A 16,530-nucleotide genomic window follows, 5' to 3' on the forward strand; every position below is an offset into this window, starting at 1 on the left:
TTCTGGGCATTTAAGGACCATTTTCAATCACATAGAGGCCCCACTTCGACGTCTCTCCGCAGGGTCTCTCGCAGAGTCCCACTTCAGAGGCGTCTCAGGCGCCCACCCGGCCCGGCTGAAGCACCTTGCTGAACAGCACCACGCCTCCCTCGGCGCGCAGCCGCACCGTCAGTTCACCGCTCGCGCCGTCGATCTCGACCTCGCCGAAGTACTGCGGCGACTCCATCGGCGACACATTGGCGCGCGTCGGCGCCTTCACGAAGACCTGGTCCGGGCCGAACGTGGCGTCCAGCCGGCCCGCCGGGAAGCCGCCCGCCGCCAACGGCCCGGAGACGAACTCCCAGAAGGGCGCGAAGTCCTTGAACGCCGCACGGGACGGGTCGTAGTGCTGCGCCGACGTGTAGTGCACGTCGGCGGTGAGCCACACCGTGCCGGTGATACGGGCGTGCTTGATGTGACGCAGCAGCTCCGCGATCTGCAGCTCCCTGCCCAGCGGCGCACCGGGATCGCCCTGCGCGACGGCTTCGAAGTCGGCCGCGCCGTCCGGGACGACGATCCCCAGCGGCATGTCGCTGGCGATGACCTTCCACACGGCGCGGGAGCGCGACAACTCGCGCTTGAGCCAGGCCAGCTGCTCGGCGCCGAGGATGCCGGTGGCGTCGTCGGGCTGCCGTCCGGGCGAGTTGGCGTTGCGGTACGTGCGCATGTCGAGCACGAAGACATCGAGCAGGGGGCCCTGCCTGACCACCCGGTAGATCCGGCCGTCGTCCTCGCCGCCGTCCGCGCGGCCGCGCGCGGGAAGCGTCGATACGGGGAAGTACTCGCTGAACGCCCGCATCGAGCGGGCCGCCAGGACGTCGACGTTCTTCTCCGTGTAGCGGGCGTCGTCCAGGATCTGGCCCGGGTACCAGTTGTTGCGCACCTCGTGATCGTCCCACTGCACGATCGAGGGCACCTGCGCGTTGAACCGGCGCACGTTCGCGTCCAGCAGGTTGTAGCGGAAGTTCCCGCGGAACTCGTCCAGTGTCTCGGCGACCTTCGACTTCTCCGGCGTGGTGATGTTCCGCCAGGTCCGTCCGTCGGGCAGCGTCACGGACGGCTGGATGACGCCGTCCGCGTAGACGGTGTCGCCGCTGCACAGGAAGAAGTCCGGGTCCAGGCGGCGCATCTCCTCGTACACGCGGTAGCCGCCGATGTCCGGATTGATGCCCCAGCCCTGTCCCGCGATGTCGCCGGACCACAGGAAGCGCACTCCGTCGCGGCGCTTCGCGGACGCGGTACGGAACGTTCCCCGGAACGCCTCCCCGGTGCGCCGGGGATCGTCCGGATCGGCGAGAGTCACCCGGTAGTGCACCTGCTCGCCGGCGGGCAGTCCGCGCAGCGCCGTCGTTCCCGTGAAGTCCGTTCCGGGGCCGAGCAGAGGGCCGTGCCATCTGCGCGCGCGGCGGAAGGACTCCGTCGCGGACGTCTCCACGATCATCCGGGCGGGACGGTCGGACCGTACCCACACCAGACCCGACGACGAGGTGACATCACCCGTCTGCACGCCCCAGGGGGCGCGCGGGCGCCCGGAGAGCGCCTGGGCGGGCGCCGCGCCGACGGCGGTGGCCGGCAGCGCGAGCGCGGCCGAGGCGGCCAGCGAGCCGCGCAGGACGGCGCGTCGGTCGGGGGACGGGCTCTGCGGGCGGCTCTCCGGCTGGCTCTGCGGTCGGCGGTACGGCATCGATGCGCCTCCAGTGGCGGTGTGTTCAGGTGTGCGACGCCATGCCTAACGCCCGGCCACGGCGACCACACGAACCACAAGTGAACAACCGGCCCCCCGTTCCCGGGAACCGGCCCGGCGCCTCCGTCCCGCCCACCCCGCCGGCGCGTCGTAAGAGGAGCGCCCCCCGCTCCCGGGCGCTCGGGGGGCGCCTCCACGGTCGTGTCAGCTGCTCGTGTCGAGGATGACCCGGGCCACCAGCGCGGGGTCGTCGTTCATCGGGACATGACCGCAGCCGGGCAGCCTGACCAGCCGGGCGCCTGGTATCGCCTGCTTGGCCCTGATGCCCTGGCGGCGCAGCAGCAACCGGTCGCGGCTGCCCCAGGCGATCGTGACAGGGATGTCCGGCACGTCGTCGGTGAACAGGACGGAGCGGCCCGCCGACAGCGTCGCGGCGAAGCCCGTCGCCTCGCGCAGGGCCAGCGTCTCCGCGACGACGGACTCGGGCGAACGCCATCCCGGCCGCGCGTAGATGGTGCTGGTGAGTGCGGCCCGGCCGGCGGACGTGCCTGCCAGGCGCTCGATGACCGGCAGCGGGAGCGTCCGCGCCCCGTACCGCATCCCGCGCAGCGTCCCGAAGGCGTAGCGGCGCTCGCTCTGCGTCCAGAAACCGGCCGGGGACAGGGCCGTGACCGACCGTACGAGCTTCTCCCGGCCGAGCTTCAGCGCCAGCAGGCCGCCCAGGGAGTTCCCCGCGACGTGCGGGCGTTCGACACCCAGCGCCTCGCACAGCGAACCGAGTACGGGAACGACGGTGGACAGGTCGTAGGCGAAGCCGTCCGGGAGGCCGGACGACCGGCCGAAGCCCGGCAGGTCCACGGCGATCACGTCGCGTTCGGCGGCCAGCGCCGACATCACCGGCTGCCACGCCTGCCAGTGGTGGCCGATCCCATGGAGGAGCAGGAGTGGTTCGCCCGCGCCCGCGCGCTCGTACGCGACGGAGAGCGTGTGGCTGCCCGTGGGGGACTCGACGCTGAAGGAGACCTGTCCGGCCATGCTGCTGCTCCCTGGGTGGGGGTCGGCGCTATCCATCGCGTCAGCAACAATTACCGTCCAGTAGCTTGGAGTTCAAGAGCCGGGGCGGCTCCGGCGTTCTCCGGTTTCCCCCGATGTGCTGGGATGGAGCGGTGACTGGCGACAGCGTGACCGAGGTCTTCGAAGAGCACCGTCCGTTTCTGACCGGAGTGGCGTACCGGATGCTCGGCCGGGTCGCCGACGCCGAGGATGTCGTGCAGGACGCGTGGCTGCGCTGGTCGGCCCAGGCGCGCGACGACGTACGGGAACCACGTCCGTACCTGGTCCGGATCACGACGAGGCTCGCCATCGACCGGCTGCGGCACGTCCAGGCGCGGCGCGAGGCGTACGTCGGACCGTGGCTCCCCGAGCCGCTCGAGACGGACTTCGGCACGACCGCCGAGGACACCGCGGAACGCGCGGTGCTCGTGGACTCCGTCTCGCTCGCCGTCCTCGTCGTTCTCGAGTCGCTCTCCCCGCTGGAGCGCGCGGTGTTCGTGCTGCGGGAGGCCTTCGGATTCCCGTACGGCGAGATCGCGGCCACCCTGGAACGGTCGGAAGCGGCCGTACGGCAGCTCGCGGGACGCGCCCGGCGCCACGTCGGGGAACGCAGGCCGCGCTTCGACGTGGACCCCGCCGAACGGCGGGACCTGACCGAGCGGTTCCTCGCCGCCGCTTCGGGAGGGGACCTCGACGCACTGCTCCGCCTGCTCGCGCCGGACGTCAGGCTCGTCGGCGACAGCGGCGGCAAGGCCAAGGCGCCGGTGCGCGTCATCGAGAGCGCGGACAAGGTGGGCCGTTTCCTGTTCGGCGTGGCCAAGCAGGGCGTCCCCGGCGGCGAGTTCCGCTTCCTGGAACTCAACGGCGGTCCCGCCCTGCTCGTCCTCTCCGGCGGAAAACCGGACGCCGTCCTGCAGCTGGACATCGCGGACGGCCTCATCCAGTGCGTCTACATCGTGCGAAACCCCGACAAACTCGCCGCGCTCGCCGGATAGGGGCAGCGCCCGCTCTGCGTCGATTGGTCTTGACCAAGGCAGACCCCGGACTTATGGTCGCAGAGTTAGTGCAGGAACCTTTAATAAACAAGGGCGCGGAAACTCGCCCGGGACCAGGCCGATTGCGGAGGGATCAGGGTGGGGACCACGCAGCTCGATACGGTGCCGGAGCCGAAGTACTGGCACCTCAAGACCGTGCTCAGCGAGGCACTCGACTCCGATTTCGCGGTCGGTGAGATCCTGCCCAACGAGCGTGCACTCGCCGCTCGTTTCGGCGTCGCGCGCGCGACACTGCGCCAGGCGCTCGAACAGCTGGAGCTCGAAGGCCGGCTGCAGCGCCGTCGCGGTGTCGGCACCACGGTCGCCCCGCCGCGCGTCGGCGTGGACGTCGGGGCCTCGCAGCACGGCTGGCCCGGTGCGGCCGGCGACTCCTGGCAGCCCGTCGACTGCGTCAGCGCGCCCGCGCCCGCGGCGGTGGCCCGCATGCTCGACGGCGGGGCCGGGGACGAGGTGCACACGGTGCGCCGCATCCGGGTGACGCACGGCCAGCCGGTCGCCGCCGAGCTGCTGTACGTACCGGTGGCGTCCGTACCGGACCTCGCGGCCATCGAAGCGCCCTCGGGCGCGGCCCGTGCGCGCGGTGTGCTGCGGGAACTCCAGCGCCTCCAGATGGACGGCCAGGACCGCGCGGTGGAGCTCGGCTCGGCCCGGGCCGACGACGCGCGGGAACTCGACCGCCTGCCGGGCGCCCCCGTCCTCGTCGTCACCACGCGTTACTTCGCCGAGGGCGGGACCGCCGCCGTCTCGGTGGCCACCTACCGGGCGGACACCTGCCGGCTCACCTTCGGCGACTCCGGCGACCTGGAGATCAGCCACCACACCCAGGAGCGCCAGGCCTCCTGATCCGCCCGTCGTACGACACGGCAGGGCGCTGCGCGACGCGGCGGGCACTGCACGGCACAGCACCGGACCACGCGGCCCGTCGCACTCAGCGGCGGGCCGTCACCGTTCCCTCGACGGCGAAGAGCTGCTCCTCGACGTGGTCGAGGGCGAGGCGCAGCGCACCGGTCGCCACGGCCGCCTCACCGAGCAGCGACAGCGCCACCTGCGGCGGACGCAGGCAGTAGCGCGCCAACTCGCCGCGCAGCGGCTCCAGTACGCCGTCGATCCCGGCCGCCCAGCCGCCGATCACGACCAGCTCCGGGTCGAGCGCCAGGACCAGCGCCGCCACGTCGTGCACCAGCCGCTGGATGAACCGCTGGACGGCCTCCTGCGCGGCGGCGTCCCCCTCCCTCGCGCGCCGGAAGACGGTGGCCACGGCCTGCTCGTCCAGCGGGAGCACCGGCTCGTCCGTCGTCGACAGCAGCATCTCCGGCGTGACCTCGCGGCCCAGCAGATGCAGCGCCCCGATCTCGCCGGCCGCGCCGCCGAACCCGCGGTGCAGGCGCCCGCCGATCAGCGAACCCGCTCCGGGGCTGAGCCCGGCCAGTACGAACACGATGTCGTCGGAGTCGACGGCGGCGCCCTTCCAGTGCTCGGCGACCGCCGCCGCGTTGGCGTCGTTCTCCACCAGCACGGGACACCGGAAGGACCGGCGGAGCCGCTCACCGAGCGGCAGCCCCGTCCAGTCGGGCAGCGCCGTGCCCAGCCGCACGGTGCCGTCGGCCTCCACGATGCCGGGGGCTCCGACCCCGACGGCCCGCAGCGAGCTGCGCGGGACACCGGCGCGGCGCAGTACGTCGGCGACCATGGCGCGCACCCGGTCGAGCCGCTCGTCCGCCGACGCGGTCTCGGACACCTCGCGCGAGCCGGCGCCGATGACCCGGCCGTCGAGGCCGGAGAGCAGGGCGGCGATGCGGTGCGGACCGATCTCGACGCCCATCAGGTGCCCCGCCTCGGCGCGGAACCGGAACCTGCGCGCCGGGCGTCCCTGCCGCCGCGCCTCGCCCTCCTCGGGCGGGGCCTCGACGACGAGCCCCGTCTCCATGAGCCCTTCGACGACGCCCTCGACCGTCGGCCGGGACAGCCCCGTGACGCGGGTCAGGTCGGTGAGAGTCGGCGCGTCCGCGCCGCGCAGTGCGTGCAGCACCACCGCGGAGTTGATGCGCCGCAACAGAGAGGGGTCCCCGCCGGTCAACCGCCCCACGGTGTGTCCTCCCAGCTCGCGCGCTTGTTCTGCCGGATCGTACTCGCTGGTCGGTAGGGCGGCGAGAGCGGTCCCGCCGCGTCCGTCCTGCGCGCCGCCGACACGCCGCGCCGGTGGACCTCACCGGGGCGTGATGAAGCCCGACTCGTACGCCGCGATCACGGCCTGCGTCCGGTCCCGCGCTCCCAGCTTGGCGACGGCGGGTGCTGCCGCGTCCGCGACGCCTGACGGACAACCAGTTGTCAGTGCCGGCAGGTTTACTGACGTCATGAGCACCGCACGGTATCTCGCCCTCATAGACGACCTGTTGCGCACCCGGGAGTTCCCGGCTCAGCGCCGCAGGACGGCAACCGGCTTCAGCGGACCCGGCTATCACACGGCGGAGCTGAGCGGAGCCGGGGAGCCGGGCGGCGAAGACGCTGCGGAGCGAGTGGAAGCGCGGGAGCAGTGCGTGGCCGAGCACGACGCGCTGGTGGCCGTACTCGACGGGCGGTGGGGCGAGGCCCAGGTATTCAGCCTCTGGAGTTTGCTGGAACGGAGCATCGGGGGAGAGGCCGTACCGGCGCCCTGGGACGAGCTGAGCGCCGGGTTCGACAGCCTGCACCTCTGGCGGGCCGACGGCCGGTGGATAGCGGTCGGGCTGGCGCTGGAGGCCGAGGGGCCGTCGTACGCGCTGGCGGCGGTCGTCACCGGCATCGATCCGCCGTAGCAGCGACGCCGGAAACAGCCAGGCGGCGCATCTGCCCGCCGCTAGCGGCCGGCCGGCAGGTCCTCGCCCTCGTCCAGTGACGCGGCCCGCAGCCGGGCGAACTCCTCGGCCATGGTCTGTGCGGTCCAGTGGGCGTTGAGCCCGCTCGGGTTGGGCAGGACCCAGATCTGGGTCGCGCCGATCGTCCGCTCCTGGGGCCCGACCGTCGCCTTCCGCTCCCCGAAGGCCGTGCGGTAGGCCGTGATGCCCACCACCGCGAGCCACCGGGGCCGCAGCAGCTCGACCTTCTCCGTCAGGACGCGCCCGCCCTCGCGGAACTCCTCGTCGCTTATCTCGTCGGCCCGCGCGCTCGCCCTGGCCACCACATTGGTGATGCCCAGACCGTAGGAAAGGAGTTCGTCCTGCTCCGCCGGCCTCAGCTGCCGGGGTGTGAAGCCCGAGAGGTGGAGCACGGGCCAGAAGCGGTTGCCGGGGCGGGCGAAGTGGTGGCCCGTCGCGGCCGACATCAGCCCGGGGTTGATACCGCAGAAGAGCACCCGCAGGCCGCCCGCGACCACATCGGGGACGAGGCGGTCGCGGGCGGCCAGGAGCTCTTCGGGTGTCATGCCGCGCGGATCAGAGGATCGATCCGGGGGTGTACCCGGCGGCGTCGGGGTGCTGCTTGGCGATCTCCTCGATACGGGAGATCACCGAGCCGACCTGCTGAGCGGCCGCCCCGGTGAAGGACAGCTTGTCGGCCATCAGCTCGTCCAGCTGGGCGCGGTCGAGCGGGATCCGCTCGTCGGCCGCCAGCTTGTCGAGGAGTTCGTTGCGCTCGGCGCCCTGCTCACGCATCGCCAGCGCCGAGGCGACGGCGTTCTCCTTGATGGCCTCGTGCGCCACCTCGCGGCCGACCCCGGCGCGTACCGAAGCCATGAGCACCTTCGTCGTGGCGAGGAAGGGGAGATAGCGGTCGAGCTCGCGGGCCACGACCGCCGGGAACGCGCCGAACTCGTCAAGCACGGTGAGGAAGGTCTCCAGGAGACCGTCGAAGGCGAAGAACGCGTCGGGCAGCGCGACACGGCGCACCACCGAGCAGGACACGTCGCCCTCGTTCCACTGGTCGCCCGCCAGCTCGCCCGTCATCGAGGCGTAGCCGCGCAGGATCACCATGAGGCCGTTCACACGCTCGCAGGAGCGGGTGTTCATCTTGTGCGGCATCGCGGACGAGCCGACCTGGCCGGGCTTGAAGCCCTCCGTCACCAGCTCGTGCCCGGCCATCAGCCGGATGGTCTTGGCCAGGGAGGAGGGGGCGCCCGCCAGCTGCACGAGCGCCGTGACGACCTCGTAGTCCAGCGAGCGCGGGTAGACCTGGCCCACCGAGGTGAAGGCCTGCGAGAAGCCGAGGTGGACGGCGATCCGCTGCTCCAGGTCCGCCAGCTTCCCGGCGTCTCCGCCCAGCAGGTCCAGCATGTCCTGGGCGGTGCCGACCGGGCCCTTGATCCCGCGCAGCGGGTAGCGGCCGAGCAGTTCCTCAAGGCGTCCGTACGCCACCAGCAGCTCGTCGGCCGCCGTCGCGAAGCGCTTGCCGAGAGTCGTCGCCTGGGCCGCCACGTTGTGGGAGCGGCCCGCCATGACGAGCTCCGCGTACTCACCGGACAGCTTGCCCAGCCGGGCCAGCACGGCGACCGTGCGGTCGCGCATCAGCTCCAGCGAGAGCCGGATCTGCAGCTGCTCGACGTTCTCGGTCAGGTCGCGGGAGGTCATGCCCTTGTGGACCTGCTCGTGCCCGGCGAGCGAGTTGAACTCCTCGATCCGGGCCTTCACGTCGTGGCGCGTGACCTTCTCGCGCTCGGCGATCGACGCCAGGTCGACCTGGTCGAGCACGCGCTCGTAGTCGGAGATGGCCGCGTCGGGCACCTCGATGCCGAGATCCTTCTGGGCGCGGAGCACCGCGAGCCACAGCTGGCGCTCGAGCTTCACCTTCTGCTCGGGGGACCACAGGACGGCGAGTTGCGCGGAGGCATAGCGGCCGGCCAGGACGTTGGGGATGCGAGGCTTCGCAGGAGCAGCAGTCACGTGACCAGAGCTTACCTGCCGTCTTCAGCGGCTCGTGAGCGCCCACACAGTCCATAAGGTCCAGGTCAGAGGCTCCCAATACCGTGTCGCGCACAGCGCGTGAGACGCGCGTGAGACGGAACGGCCCCGGGCTGCTGATTCCAGCCCTGCCGGGTCCTTGATCCGAAACCGTTCCGATCAAGGAGGGAGCCGAACCCCTGCGAGCCCGACCGCGTCGCGACCGCGTCGTGCACGCCCGGGTTGCCCTGGAGGGGCCAGCAGGGCGACGACCTTGTTTGGCCGCGGACTACCTGCGGCCTGTCTCGCCGAGCGCTCTCCTCTGGCTACCACCCCCTGCGGCGCCGCAGGAACGGAGGCAGGCCGATGAGCCCGCCGCGCACTGTTTACGGTGCCGACCTTCGGCGCCCACGCCGGCGCCGAGGCCGTCATGATCCATGACGACGGACCGCTCCACGTCGCCAGTCGGTTGCAGTACCCGTGCGGCCGGAGCGTCCGTCGGCACGTGGGCGTATACGTCGAGGAGCCCGGGTGCGCCTCACACTGGAAGAGCGCGTGAGACGACGAAGCCCCGCCGAATCCAGCGGGGCTTCGTCGCGCGGCGTTCTACGACGGTGTGCAGTGTCCGGTGTGGGCGACGCCCTGGAGGCTTCCTCCACGCTCCCTGTTCCGTCCCAGGTGGGGCGGAAGCGCGCGGGACTGTACTGGGTGCCCCGTACCCCGTTGATCCGCCCCGCCGCCCCGGTCCGGGTAGCCCCGATCGACCAGAGGCCGTTCGCGGGCGCGACCCGGCCGGCGTAGGCAGGGTGGGGTGGGCGGCTCAAGCAGGGCAGACGTACGCACGCGCCTGCGCGGTTCAGGCGGGTGCCCGGAGGTGTGATCAGACTTTGATGCGGGCTGCCAGTGCCTGGTATTCGTCGCTCGGAGTGAGGTCCAGTTCTGTGCCGATGAACCGCGCGTACTCCTGATACACGCGCCATGCGGTGGCGTTGTCGTTGCGTTCGAGGAAGGCGGCTGTCACGGTCCGGTAGGGGGACTCGTGGAGGTGGTCGATCTTGGTCGCAGCGACTGCCATCTCGATCGACAGGAGCGTGTTGTCAGCGGCGAGAAGGACCGCCGCGAGGGCGTCGAGGGCGAGGAGGCGGGTGTGGTTCCATTCCGTCTGCAGTGTGTGAACCTGGTCCGACGATTCACCGACGAGGACGGGTGTCTTCAATGGCTGCCACCGCTCGGGCGGCGAATCTGCGATCTCCTGCTTCGACAGGGTTTGACGGAGGACGGAGTCGGCAACGTCCCAGGCGGTGTACAGGTCCACGCCCCCTGCCTCCCCGGAGAGGCCGACGCGGCCCTGAGAGACGGTCAGTACGGTTTCGTGGGGGAACATGTGGTTGATTCGCCACAGCAGGTTCCGCAGTCGTTTCAGGCGCGGCACCTCCGGAACATCGGGCCATAAGCGGGCGGCGAGTGTGGCACGCGGCATGGGATGCCGTTCCAGAGCGACGAGGACGATCGCGGTGCGTGGCAGGTCGGGTACGGGTTGAGGTCTCTGATCGTGGGTGAACTGAAAACTTGGCATGAGCTGTATGTCGATCACGCGGCCCCCATGTGTTGTGCATACCGGGGGTGGTCACTCCCCGGCGTGGAAGGCCGGCAGGGTGGTCAGCCTTCCTGGCCCTCCACGTTGATGGTGTGGTTCAGCCCCGCGCCAGAAGCTGCCCGCGGGCCAGCTCCCGGTAGAACTCGTCTGTGTCCATGAGTTCGGCGTGGGTCCCGACGGACCGTACGCCTCCACCGGCAAGGACGATGATCCGGTCCGACGCTACAACGGTGGACAGCCGGTGGGCGACCACAATTGTCGTCGCCCGGTCGGCCACGGCGTCGAACGCCTCCTGCAAAGCCTGCTCGTTGGGGGAGTCGAGTTGCGAGGTGGCTTCGTCGAGGAGGATGAGGCCCGGGCGGCGCAGGAGGAGACGGGCGGCGGCGACACGCTGGCGTTCCCCGCCGGAGAGTTGTGAACCGCGTTCCCCTACGGGGGAATCGAGGCCATCGGGAAGACCGCGCACGATGTGGTCGAGACGCACAGCGCGGACGACCTCCGCCAACTCCTTCGCCGGTACGTCCCGGTGGGTGCCGTACAGCAGGTTCTCGCGGAGGGTTCCGGCGAGGACGGGGGCAGTCTGTTCCACATACCCGATGCGGGCGCGAAGCGAGTTGAGGGGGAGGGTGGCGAGGTCTCGGCCGTCGAAAAGTATGCGGCCGGCGGTGGGGTCGTAGAAGCGTTCCAGCAGGTTGAGAACGGTGGTCTTGCCGACACCGGAGGGGCCGACGATCGCCGTCTTCATTCCCGCGTCGATGCGGAACGACACCTCGGACAACACCGGCTCGTCGGTGCGGTAGGTGAAGGTGACCCGGTCGAACTCCACAGTCGGCGGTGTCCCCTCGCGGCCTGTCTCTCGCCGGGGTGAGCGTTCGGTCACGCTCTCGGGGCTGGTGACGGTGACGACGTCCGGAAACTCGGTGTCCATCGTGTCCGCCTCCATGATGCGAGCGGCAGCCGCGAACGCCTTCTGCAACTGAGACACCGCGGCGGTGATCACCATGAGGGGGGAGCCGAGATACATGACATAGAGGAGGAAGGCGATGAGGTCGGCGGCAGGCAGAGTGCCGCTGGCGACACGGTAGCCGCCGACGCCGAGGACGACGAGGAAGGAGAGCTGCATGGCCAGCGCGGTGCCGACGCTGATGAACGCGTCGAGTTTCACGGTGCGGACCCCGGCGGTGTAGGCGCTCCGGGCGTGGCCTCCGATGCGGCCCGCCTCGGTGTCCTGCATCACCCCTGCCTTCACCGTACGAATGGCACTGAGGGCGCGTTCGAGGGAGGAGGTCATGTGGCCGACATGTTCCTGCGCCGTGTGGGTCGAATCCCTGATACGGCTCAGGGCGGGCGCGACGACAAGGGTGACGACGGCGATGACGGCGAGTACCACGACCAGGAGGATCCAGTCGAGGTAGACCATGAGGGCGATCGCCCCGACGATGGTCACGACGCCGGGCAGGGCGTCGAGGACATTGGCGGTGAGGACCGAGCGCAACAGCGTGGTGTCCGAGCCGGCTTTGGACAGCAGGTCACCGGTCTGCCTGCGGTCGTACTCCGCCACCTTGAGGTGCAGGAGACGCTGGATGAGGCGCAGGCGGAGGCCGAGAACCATGCGTTCCCCGGCGCGTTCGAGGATGAAGAGCTGAAGGCCCGACATGACAGCGCCGGCCAGAACGAGGGCTATGAGGGTCAACAGCGGCCCCAGCAGGCCGCTTTTGTCGGTGACTGCGTCGAGGATTGTGCGAGCGGCCATGGGTTGGGCAAGGGCGCCGAGGGAGCCGGCCAGGCCGAGGAAGAGGCCGAGGACGATGGGCTTCCGGTGCGGGCGGGCCAGTCGCAGCAGGACTTTCAGCCCGATGTCCTGTTCCTCGGCATTGTTCGTGTCCACGTCGTTCCCAGCCTCTTCCACAGTCCCCTCCTCCGCGGCCAACACCGTCATACGGGCATGAGGAGCCGTATGCGGCGGTTGGTCACCTTGATCTGCCAGACCCAGGCCATGAGATCCATGACGCCGTCACGGAACACAATCCTCCCGTCCCGGACCCGCCAGTAGGTGAAGCCTTTGGCATCGACGGGGAAGCTGCCCCGGTCGTCGTGGAAGGTGCCTGTCAGACGCCATTCCCACACGACCTGCTCACCCTGAACGATCACCTGTCCGACGGTGAGGTGGTGGTCGGGAATGCGGGTCAGTACGTCGGCGACGCGCTCCACCAGTTCGACACGGGTGGCATGGGTGACGTTCTCGTCCCCGCCGAACTCCGTCACGTCCGGCGCGTATTCGGCGACGGCGGACGTGTCGTGATCATTCCACACCCGCTGGGCGTAGTCGTGAACGATGCGCCGCACCTCGTCGGCGGTGTGGTTCATGCGTGGCCCCCGTCCTGCGGCAGCTGCGGGGTGGGGTAGCCGATCTGCTTCAAGAACTCCGCAACGTCACTCTGTGTCGTCTCTTCTGTGATCTTCCCGTCCTGGACGGTACTGATCGTCATGCCGACTACCGATATCTGTGCCAACTGCGGTATCTCCCGCGCCAACTGCCGCATGTTCGGCATCAGCATTCCGGTGTCGGCAATGGTTCCGCTGAGCGTCCAGTGCCAGGCGACACGGTCGTCCTCCGACACCGTGCTCATGACCGTCATCGTCGCGTCGGCGTACATGCCGCGCCAGCGCGCGGTCTCCTGCCGCAGCTTGTCCAGCCCGATGATGGGAGGTTCCCCGCCGAGCCCGTACATGCGGACATCGGCGGCCATGAACCGGCCGAGCTGGTCGACCTGCCCCTTGTTCCAGATGGTGTCGGCGTAGTCATGGATCAACTCGGCGTTGCTGTACGTCATTTACGCTCTTCCGATCCCTTGGTGCTGCTGTTCTGTGGTGCCGGGCTTCCCAGGCCGTGGAGGCTGAGGAGCTTGACCAGGTCCTCCATCGACGCCGGCCCTCCCTCCTCCACCCGCCCACTGGTGACGCTGAGCGCCTTGCCGGACGACGCGACGACGTATCCGTCGGAGTGGAGGGTCTGCAGGATCCGGCGCGTAGCCGGCTTGTTCACCGCGCCGGTCGGTATCGACGGCGCCAGGACGACGGGGGCACCTGCTGACAGGATGATGGAGGTGGCGAGGTCGTCGCAGATCCCGGCGGCGAGTTTGGCGCAGAAGTTGAGAGTGGCGGGGAAGACAAGGAGGGTGTCGGCCCAGCCCGCCAGTCGGACGTGCTCTGCTCCACCACTCTGGTCATCGTCCCAGTCCGGGCCGTGGACCCGTTGTCCGCCAATGGCCGAAAGGGCGCGGGCGGACACCATCGTGGACGCCTGCCGGGTGAGGACGATGCGCACCTCGGCCCGGAAGTGTTCACGGAGAATGGTCGTCCACATCGGGCTGTCCGCCGCGGCGATGCCACCGGTGACGATGTAGAGCAGGCGGCGGGGCCGGTCGGTGCCGGTCATATTCCGGCATCCCTCAGCAGGCAGGCGACCTGTGCGTCCTGCAGTTCCAGGACGCGCGCCACCTCGGCTACCGCCTCTTCGCCACGTCTGCCGTCGGCCAGGGCCTTCACGATCATCTCGGCGCGGCGCATGCCCATACTCGCCTGCGGGTCCTCGCCCTCCTGGGGCACCGCCACACTGACCCCCTCGGACACGGCGACGGCGAATCCGGCAGTGTGGGCACCCAACTCGGCGGCCGGCAGCACTCGCGCGGTCTCCGTGAGCAGGCCGGGGAGGTCATGGGGACGGCAGTACAGCACGACGCCGTCGGGCCGGCCGCGTTCCCCCGCACGGCGGATGATCTTGGAGGAGAACACGTGATCCAGGGCGTCGAGGTGGGCCACCAAGGTGCTCCACCACCGCCCCCGCTCCTGTCCGGGCAGCGACAGGTAGATGCGAAGGGTCAGGTCCTCGTCGTCTCCGGGCCGGTTACGGCCATGAAACCAAAGCCAGCCGTTCATGACCCCAGGCTCCAGGCCGGGCAGCCGCAGCGTCACCCGCCCGGCGTCCACCCCCTCGATGTCGCCGAACGCGGCGGTCACCGTCAGGCCGTCATCGCGCCGCAACACCCACCGCCCGTCGCCTAGGGCGGCGTCGTACGTCCAGCCGGTGGAGGACCGGTAACGATCGGCCAAGCGGGCACGGGCCGTGGCCAGCAGGGTTGCGTCGTCGCCTTGGCCGGCGTCCGCGGGTACGGTGCCGGCGAGGTGGAAGCGCCGGTATATCTCTCCCCTCGCCTCCGCTTCCTCCCTGGCGGCGAGGTCGTCCAGCACGTCAGGCGTGTTCAGGATCCGTGAGATGACCGCGGCTGTCATGTGAACCTCCCAACGAATGTGTGCGGCTGTGCAGCCATGTTGGAGGCGACCCTCACCAGCAGTTTGGGCAGCCGGTCGAACTCGTAGGTCGTCTGCGTATACGACAGGGCGCGGCACAGGAGGGCGTAGGCGGTCATATGGACCATGCGGCGCGAGTCAAGACCTGGGGCGGACGAAACGGTGCGGTAGGCGGTGAGGAAGCCGGCAATCGCCGACCACGCCTTCTGCGTCCCCTCGTCCACGCGCTCCAGCAACTCCCGCGCCTCGCCACCCGCCTCACGGACAGTGGCGCGCCGGATCGTCTCGGTGAGGAGGGACCCGGCCAGGGCGCCCAGATCGCGTTCGGGCATGCCCCGTCCGGCGCACTCCCAGTCGATGAGACGTACGACCGTCCCGTCAGCGGTGGCCAGGATGTTGTCGAACTTCAAGTCGCCGTGGAGGAAGACCTGCCGGTCCTCCACCGCGTTGAGCGTGTCAGCGAGAAGGGCGCCGAAGCCGAGGTGGTGGATGCGCGCCGCCAGATCGACTGTTCCGGCCGAGAGTTCACCAAGGGAGCCTGCGGGGATCGGATCCAGCGGGGGATGTTCGCCTGCCACCTTCGGCAGCCACGCCCACTCGTCCCCCGACACATCCTGCCCGTGCAACTCCCCGACGGCCCTTCCCGCCGCCGCCGCGGCCACGTTGAGGGTGCCGGGGGAGTCGAGAAGCGCGTCCAGCGTGCGTTCGGCGTAGAAGGTCGTAGTGAGGCAGTCACTGGTACACGACAACGGGGCTGCCACCGGCGCGTTCGCCTCCGCCGGGTAGCAGGCGGCGGCCGCGGACTGGAGGGCTGCCTCGACGAACAGACCGCGCCGCGCCCGCTCCCCGCCCCCGCGGTGGTTCTTTACCACCACCTCCATCCCCGCCTCGACCCGGCGCCGCACATGAGGCCGGTTGCCGAGGATGTCACCGGTCAACGAACTGCCTTGAACTCGATCACCGAACGCACCTCCGACACCCGCGCCTGTCCGACCACGTCGAGCCCGGCGGTCCTGCCGAGGGCCTTGAGATCGTCGACGGTGCGATCCGGATGACCCATACTCGCCTCGATCCACAGGGCCGCCATGGACCGCTCCACTGCATCCCCCTCCACCGCTGGCGCCAGATGGATCTCGGCCAGAAGGACGCGTCCGACGGGGCCGGCCGCGGTGGCGCAGTTCCGCAGGATGTCGACCGCCTGCTCATCACTCCAGTCGGCGAGGATGGCGGACAGGAGGTAGACGTCCTTCCCTGTCGGCAGAGGCTCGAAGAAGCTGGCGCCCACCACCGTTGACCGCTCGCCGAGCCCCGCCTCACGCAGGTTGTGGGCGGCCATGTCCGCGAATTTGGGGAGGTCGAGCAGAGTGCCGTGGAGATGCGGATGGGCTGCGAGCAGGGCTTGAAGGAGCGCGCCGCTGTTTCCCCCCACATCCACCACGCTGTTCACCGCGGACCACTCGTAGCCCTCGACGACGAGTTCGGAACCGAAGCTCGCGGTGTTCCTTTCGAACGCCTCAAGCCCGGCCACGGGGACGGACGTCTCGTTGACGTCGTCCCACAGGGTCCTGCCCCAAGCCCCCTCATATGCTGCCTGCCCCGTCCGCACGGTGTGCAGAAGGTGCGTGATCGTCATCTCCGTACGCCCGGCGATGTCGCCGAGGTCGAGCATGGGCCGGATGCCGAGTTCGTCCCACTCACTCAGCAGCGGGGTGGCGAGGTCGTTGAGCGCGTAGCGGCCCCGGTCGCTACGCATGACGCCGAGAGCGGCCAGGTGGTCCATCACCTTCCCCAACGGCCGTCCAAGGCACCCCGTGGCACGGGCCAGGGCAGGGACCGTATCGACCCCCGCGGCGACATGGTCGGCCAGATGGAGTGTGGCGGCGACACGCAAGGCCATGGGGGTGATGAGATCTGCCATCTTCAACAGCTGGTCGCTGTTCG

Annotated in this window: 16 protein-coding genes and 1 pseudogene; 3 read left to right on the forward strand and 14 right to left on the reverse strand. The window is 70.1% G+C overall.

The annotated features are described in order from the left end of the window. Window positions 1–94: 94 nt before the first annotated feature. The gene (locus IE185_RS20135; protein ID WP_138899262.1) at window positions 95–1,723 is read right to left on the reverse strand and encodes an alkaline phosphatase D family protein; all 1,629 of its coding nucleotides are present in this window, start codon (window positions 1,721–1,723) and stop codon (window positions 95–97) included. Between the two features lie 204 nt (window positions 1,724–1,927). After that, window positions 1,928–2,758, reverse strand: a complete 831-nt coding sequence (locus tag IE185_RS20140) for an alpha/beta fold hydrolase (protein ID WP_138897431.1) — start codon at window positions 2,756–2,758, stop codon at window positions 1,928–1,930. Between the two features lie 131 nt (window positions 2,759–2,889). On the opposite strand from IE185_RS20140, the gene IE185_RS20145 reads away from it, so the two are divergent. Next, window positions 2,890–3,771: an RNA polymerase sigma-70 factor gene (locus IE185_RS20145; protein ID WP_138897432.1), complete on the forward strand. Its 882-nt coding sequence runs from the start codon at window positions 2,890–2,892 to the stop codon at window positions 3,769–3,771. Window positions 3,772–3,909: 138 nt separating this feature from the next. Beyond that, entirely contained in the window at window positions 3,910–4,674 is a 765-nt protein-coding gene (locus tag IE185_RS20150) for a GntR family transcriptional regulator (protein WP_138897433.1), read from the forward strand. An 85-nt stretch (window positions 4,675–4,759) separates the two neighbouring features. Here IE185_RS20150 and IE185_RS20155 read toward each other — a convergent pair whose 3' ends face one another. Both IE185_RS20155 and IE185_RS20160 read right to left on the reverse strand, forming a co-directional pair. Next, a complete protein-coding gene (locus tag IE185_RS20155) occupies window positions 4,760–5,917 on the reverse strand; it encodes an ROK family transcriptional regulator (RefSeq protein WP_138897434.1) in 1,158 nt (385 codons plus the stop codon). Between the two features lie 120 nt (window positions 5,918–6,037). Further along, window positions 6,038–6,118, reverse strand: a pseudogene (locus tag IE185_RS20160) (DNA-binding response regulator); the annotation flags it as partial. A 67-nt stretch (window positions 6,119–6,185) separates the two neighbouring features. On the opposite strand from IE185_RS20160, the gene IE185_RS20165 reads away from it, so the two are divergent. Next, window positions 6,186–6,626, forward strand: coding sequence for a hypothetical protein (locus tag IE185_RS20165; RefSeq protein ID WP_138897435.1), 441 nt, complete (start codon window positions 6,186–6,188; stop codon window positions 6,624–6,626). Window positions 6,627–6,667: 41 nt separating this feature from the next. Here IE185_RS20165 and mug read toward each other — a convergent pair whose 3' ends face one another. From mug to IE185_RS20215, 10 genes are all read right to left on the reverse strand, one after another. Further along, window positions 6,668–7,231, reverse strand: a complete 564-nt coding sequence (mug, locus tag IE185_RS20170) for a G/U mismatch-specific DNA glycosylase (protein ID WP_138897436.1) — start codon at window positions 7,229–7,231, stop codon at window positions 6,668–6,670. Between the two features lie 10 nt (window positions 7,232–7,241). Continuing rightward, on the reverse strand, window positions 7,242–8,684 hold the full coding sequence (gene purB, locus IE185_RS20175) for an adenylosuccinate lyase (RefSeq protein WP_138897437.1): 1,443 nt from the start codon (window positions 8,682–8,684) through the stop codon (window positions 7,242–7,244). 877 nt (window positions 8,685–9,561) lie between these two features. After that, entirely contained in the window at window positions 9,562–10,275 is a 714-nt protein-coding gene (locus tag IE185_RS20180; protein ID WP_138897982.1) for an AfsR/SARP family transcriptional regulator, read from the reverse strand. 100 nt (window positions 10,276–10,375) lie between these two features. Then, window positions 10,376–12,187 (reverse strand): ABC transporter ATP-binding protein, encoded by a 1,812-nt coding sequence (locus IE185_RS20185; protein WP_211362596.1) that lies wholly within the window; start codon window positions 12,185–12,187, stop codon window positions 10,376–10,378. Between the two features lie 26 nt (window positions 12,188–12,213). After that, a complete protein-coding gene (locus tag IE185_RS20190; RefSeq protein WP_138897980.1) occupies window positions 12,214–12,645 on the reverse strand; it encodes an ester cyclase in 432 nt (143 codons plus the stop codon). Beyond that, window positions 12,642–13,112, reverse strand: coding sequence for an ester cyclase (locus IE185_RS20195; RefSeq protein ID WP_138897979.1), 471 nt, complete (start codon window positions 13,110–13,112; stop codon window positions 12,642–12,644). The genes IE185_RS20190 and IE185_RS20195 overlap by 4 nt, the downstream gene beginning before the upstream one ends. Beyond that, a complete protein-coding gene (locus tag IE185_RS20200; RefSeq protein ID WP_138897978.1) occupies window positions 13,109–13,717 on the reverse strand; it encodes a flavoprotein in 609 nt (202 codons plus the stop codon). The genes IE185_RS20195 and IE185_RS20200 overlap by 4 nt, the downstream gene beginning before the upstream one ends. After that, window positions 13,714–14,571: a T3SS effector HopA1 family protein gene (locus IE185_RS20205; protein WP_138897977.1), complete on the reverse strand. Its 858-nt coding sequence runs from the start codon at window positions 14,569–14,571 to the stop codon at window positions 13,714–13,716. Before IE185_RS20205 ends, IE185_RS20200 begins: the two co-directional genes overlap by 4 nt. Beyond that, the gene (locus IE185_RS20210) at window positions 14,568–15,527 is read right to left on the reverse strand and encodes a phosphotransferase family protein (protein ID WP_189715681.1); all 960 of its coding nucleotides are present in this window, start codon (window positions 15,525–15,527) and stop codon (window positions 14,568–14,570) included. The genes IE185_RS20205 and IE185_RS20210 overlap by 4 nt, the downstream gene beginning before the upstream one ends. Further along, window positions 15,524–16,507 (reverse strand): methyltransferase, encoded by a 984-nt coding sequence (locus IE185_RS20215; RefSeq protein ID WP_138894362.1) that lies wholly within the window; start codon window positions 16,505–16,507, stop codon window positions 15,524–15,526. The genes IE185_RS20210 and IE185_RS20215 overlap by 4 nt, the downstream gene beginning before the upstream one ends. Window positions 16,508–16,530: the final 23 nt, after the last annotated feature.

The organism is Streptomyces chryseus (genome assembly GCF_014650755.1).
GTDB classification, from domain to species: domain Bacteria; phylum Actinomycetota; class Actinomycetes; order Streptomycetales; family Streptomycetaceae; genus Streptomyces; species Streptomyces chryseus.

Coding starts and splice junctions, on each gene's coding strand:
- IE185_RS20215 (WP_138894362.1), bottom strand. CDS start 16,507: ATGGCAGATCTCATCACCCCCATGGCCTTGCGTGTCGCCGCCACACTC.
- IE185_RS20195 (WP_138897979.1), bottom strand. CDS start 13,112: ATGACGTACAGCAACGCCGAGTTGATCCATGACTACGCCGACACCATC.
- IE185_RS20190 (WP_138897980.1), bottom strand. CDS start 12,645: ATGAACCACACCGCCGACGAGGTGCGGCGCATCGTTCACGACTACGCC.
- IE185_RS20135 (WP_138899262.1), bottom strand. CDS start 1,723: ATGCCGTACCGCCGACCGCAGAGCCAGCCGGAGAGCCGCCCGCAGAGC.
- IE185_RS20140 (WP_138897431.1), bottom strand. CDS start 2,758: ATGGCCGGACAGGTCTCCTTCAGCGTCGAGTCCCCCACGGGCAGCCAC.
- IE185_RS20200 (WP_138897978.1), bottom strand. CDS start 13,717: ATGACCGGCACCGACCGGCCCCGCCGCCTGCTCTACATCGTCACCGGT.
- mug (WP_138897436.1), bottom strand. CDS start 7,231: ATGACACCCGAAGAGCTCCTGGCCGCCCGCGACCGCCTCGTCCCCGAT.
- IE185_RS20165 (WP_138897435.1), top strand. CDS start 6,186: ATGAGCACCGCACGGTATCTCGCCCTCATAGACGACCTGTTGCGCACC.
- IE185_RS20205 (WP_138897977.1), bottom strand. CDS start 14,571: ATGACAGCCGCGGTCATCTCACGGATCCTGAACACGCCTGACGTGCTG.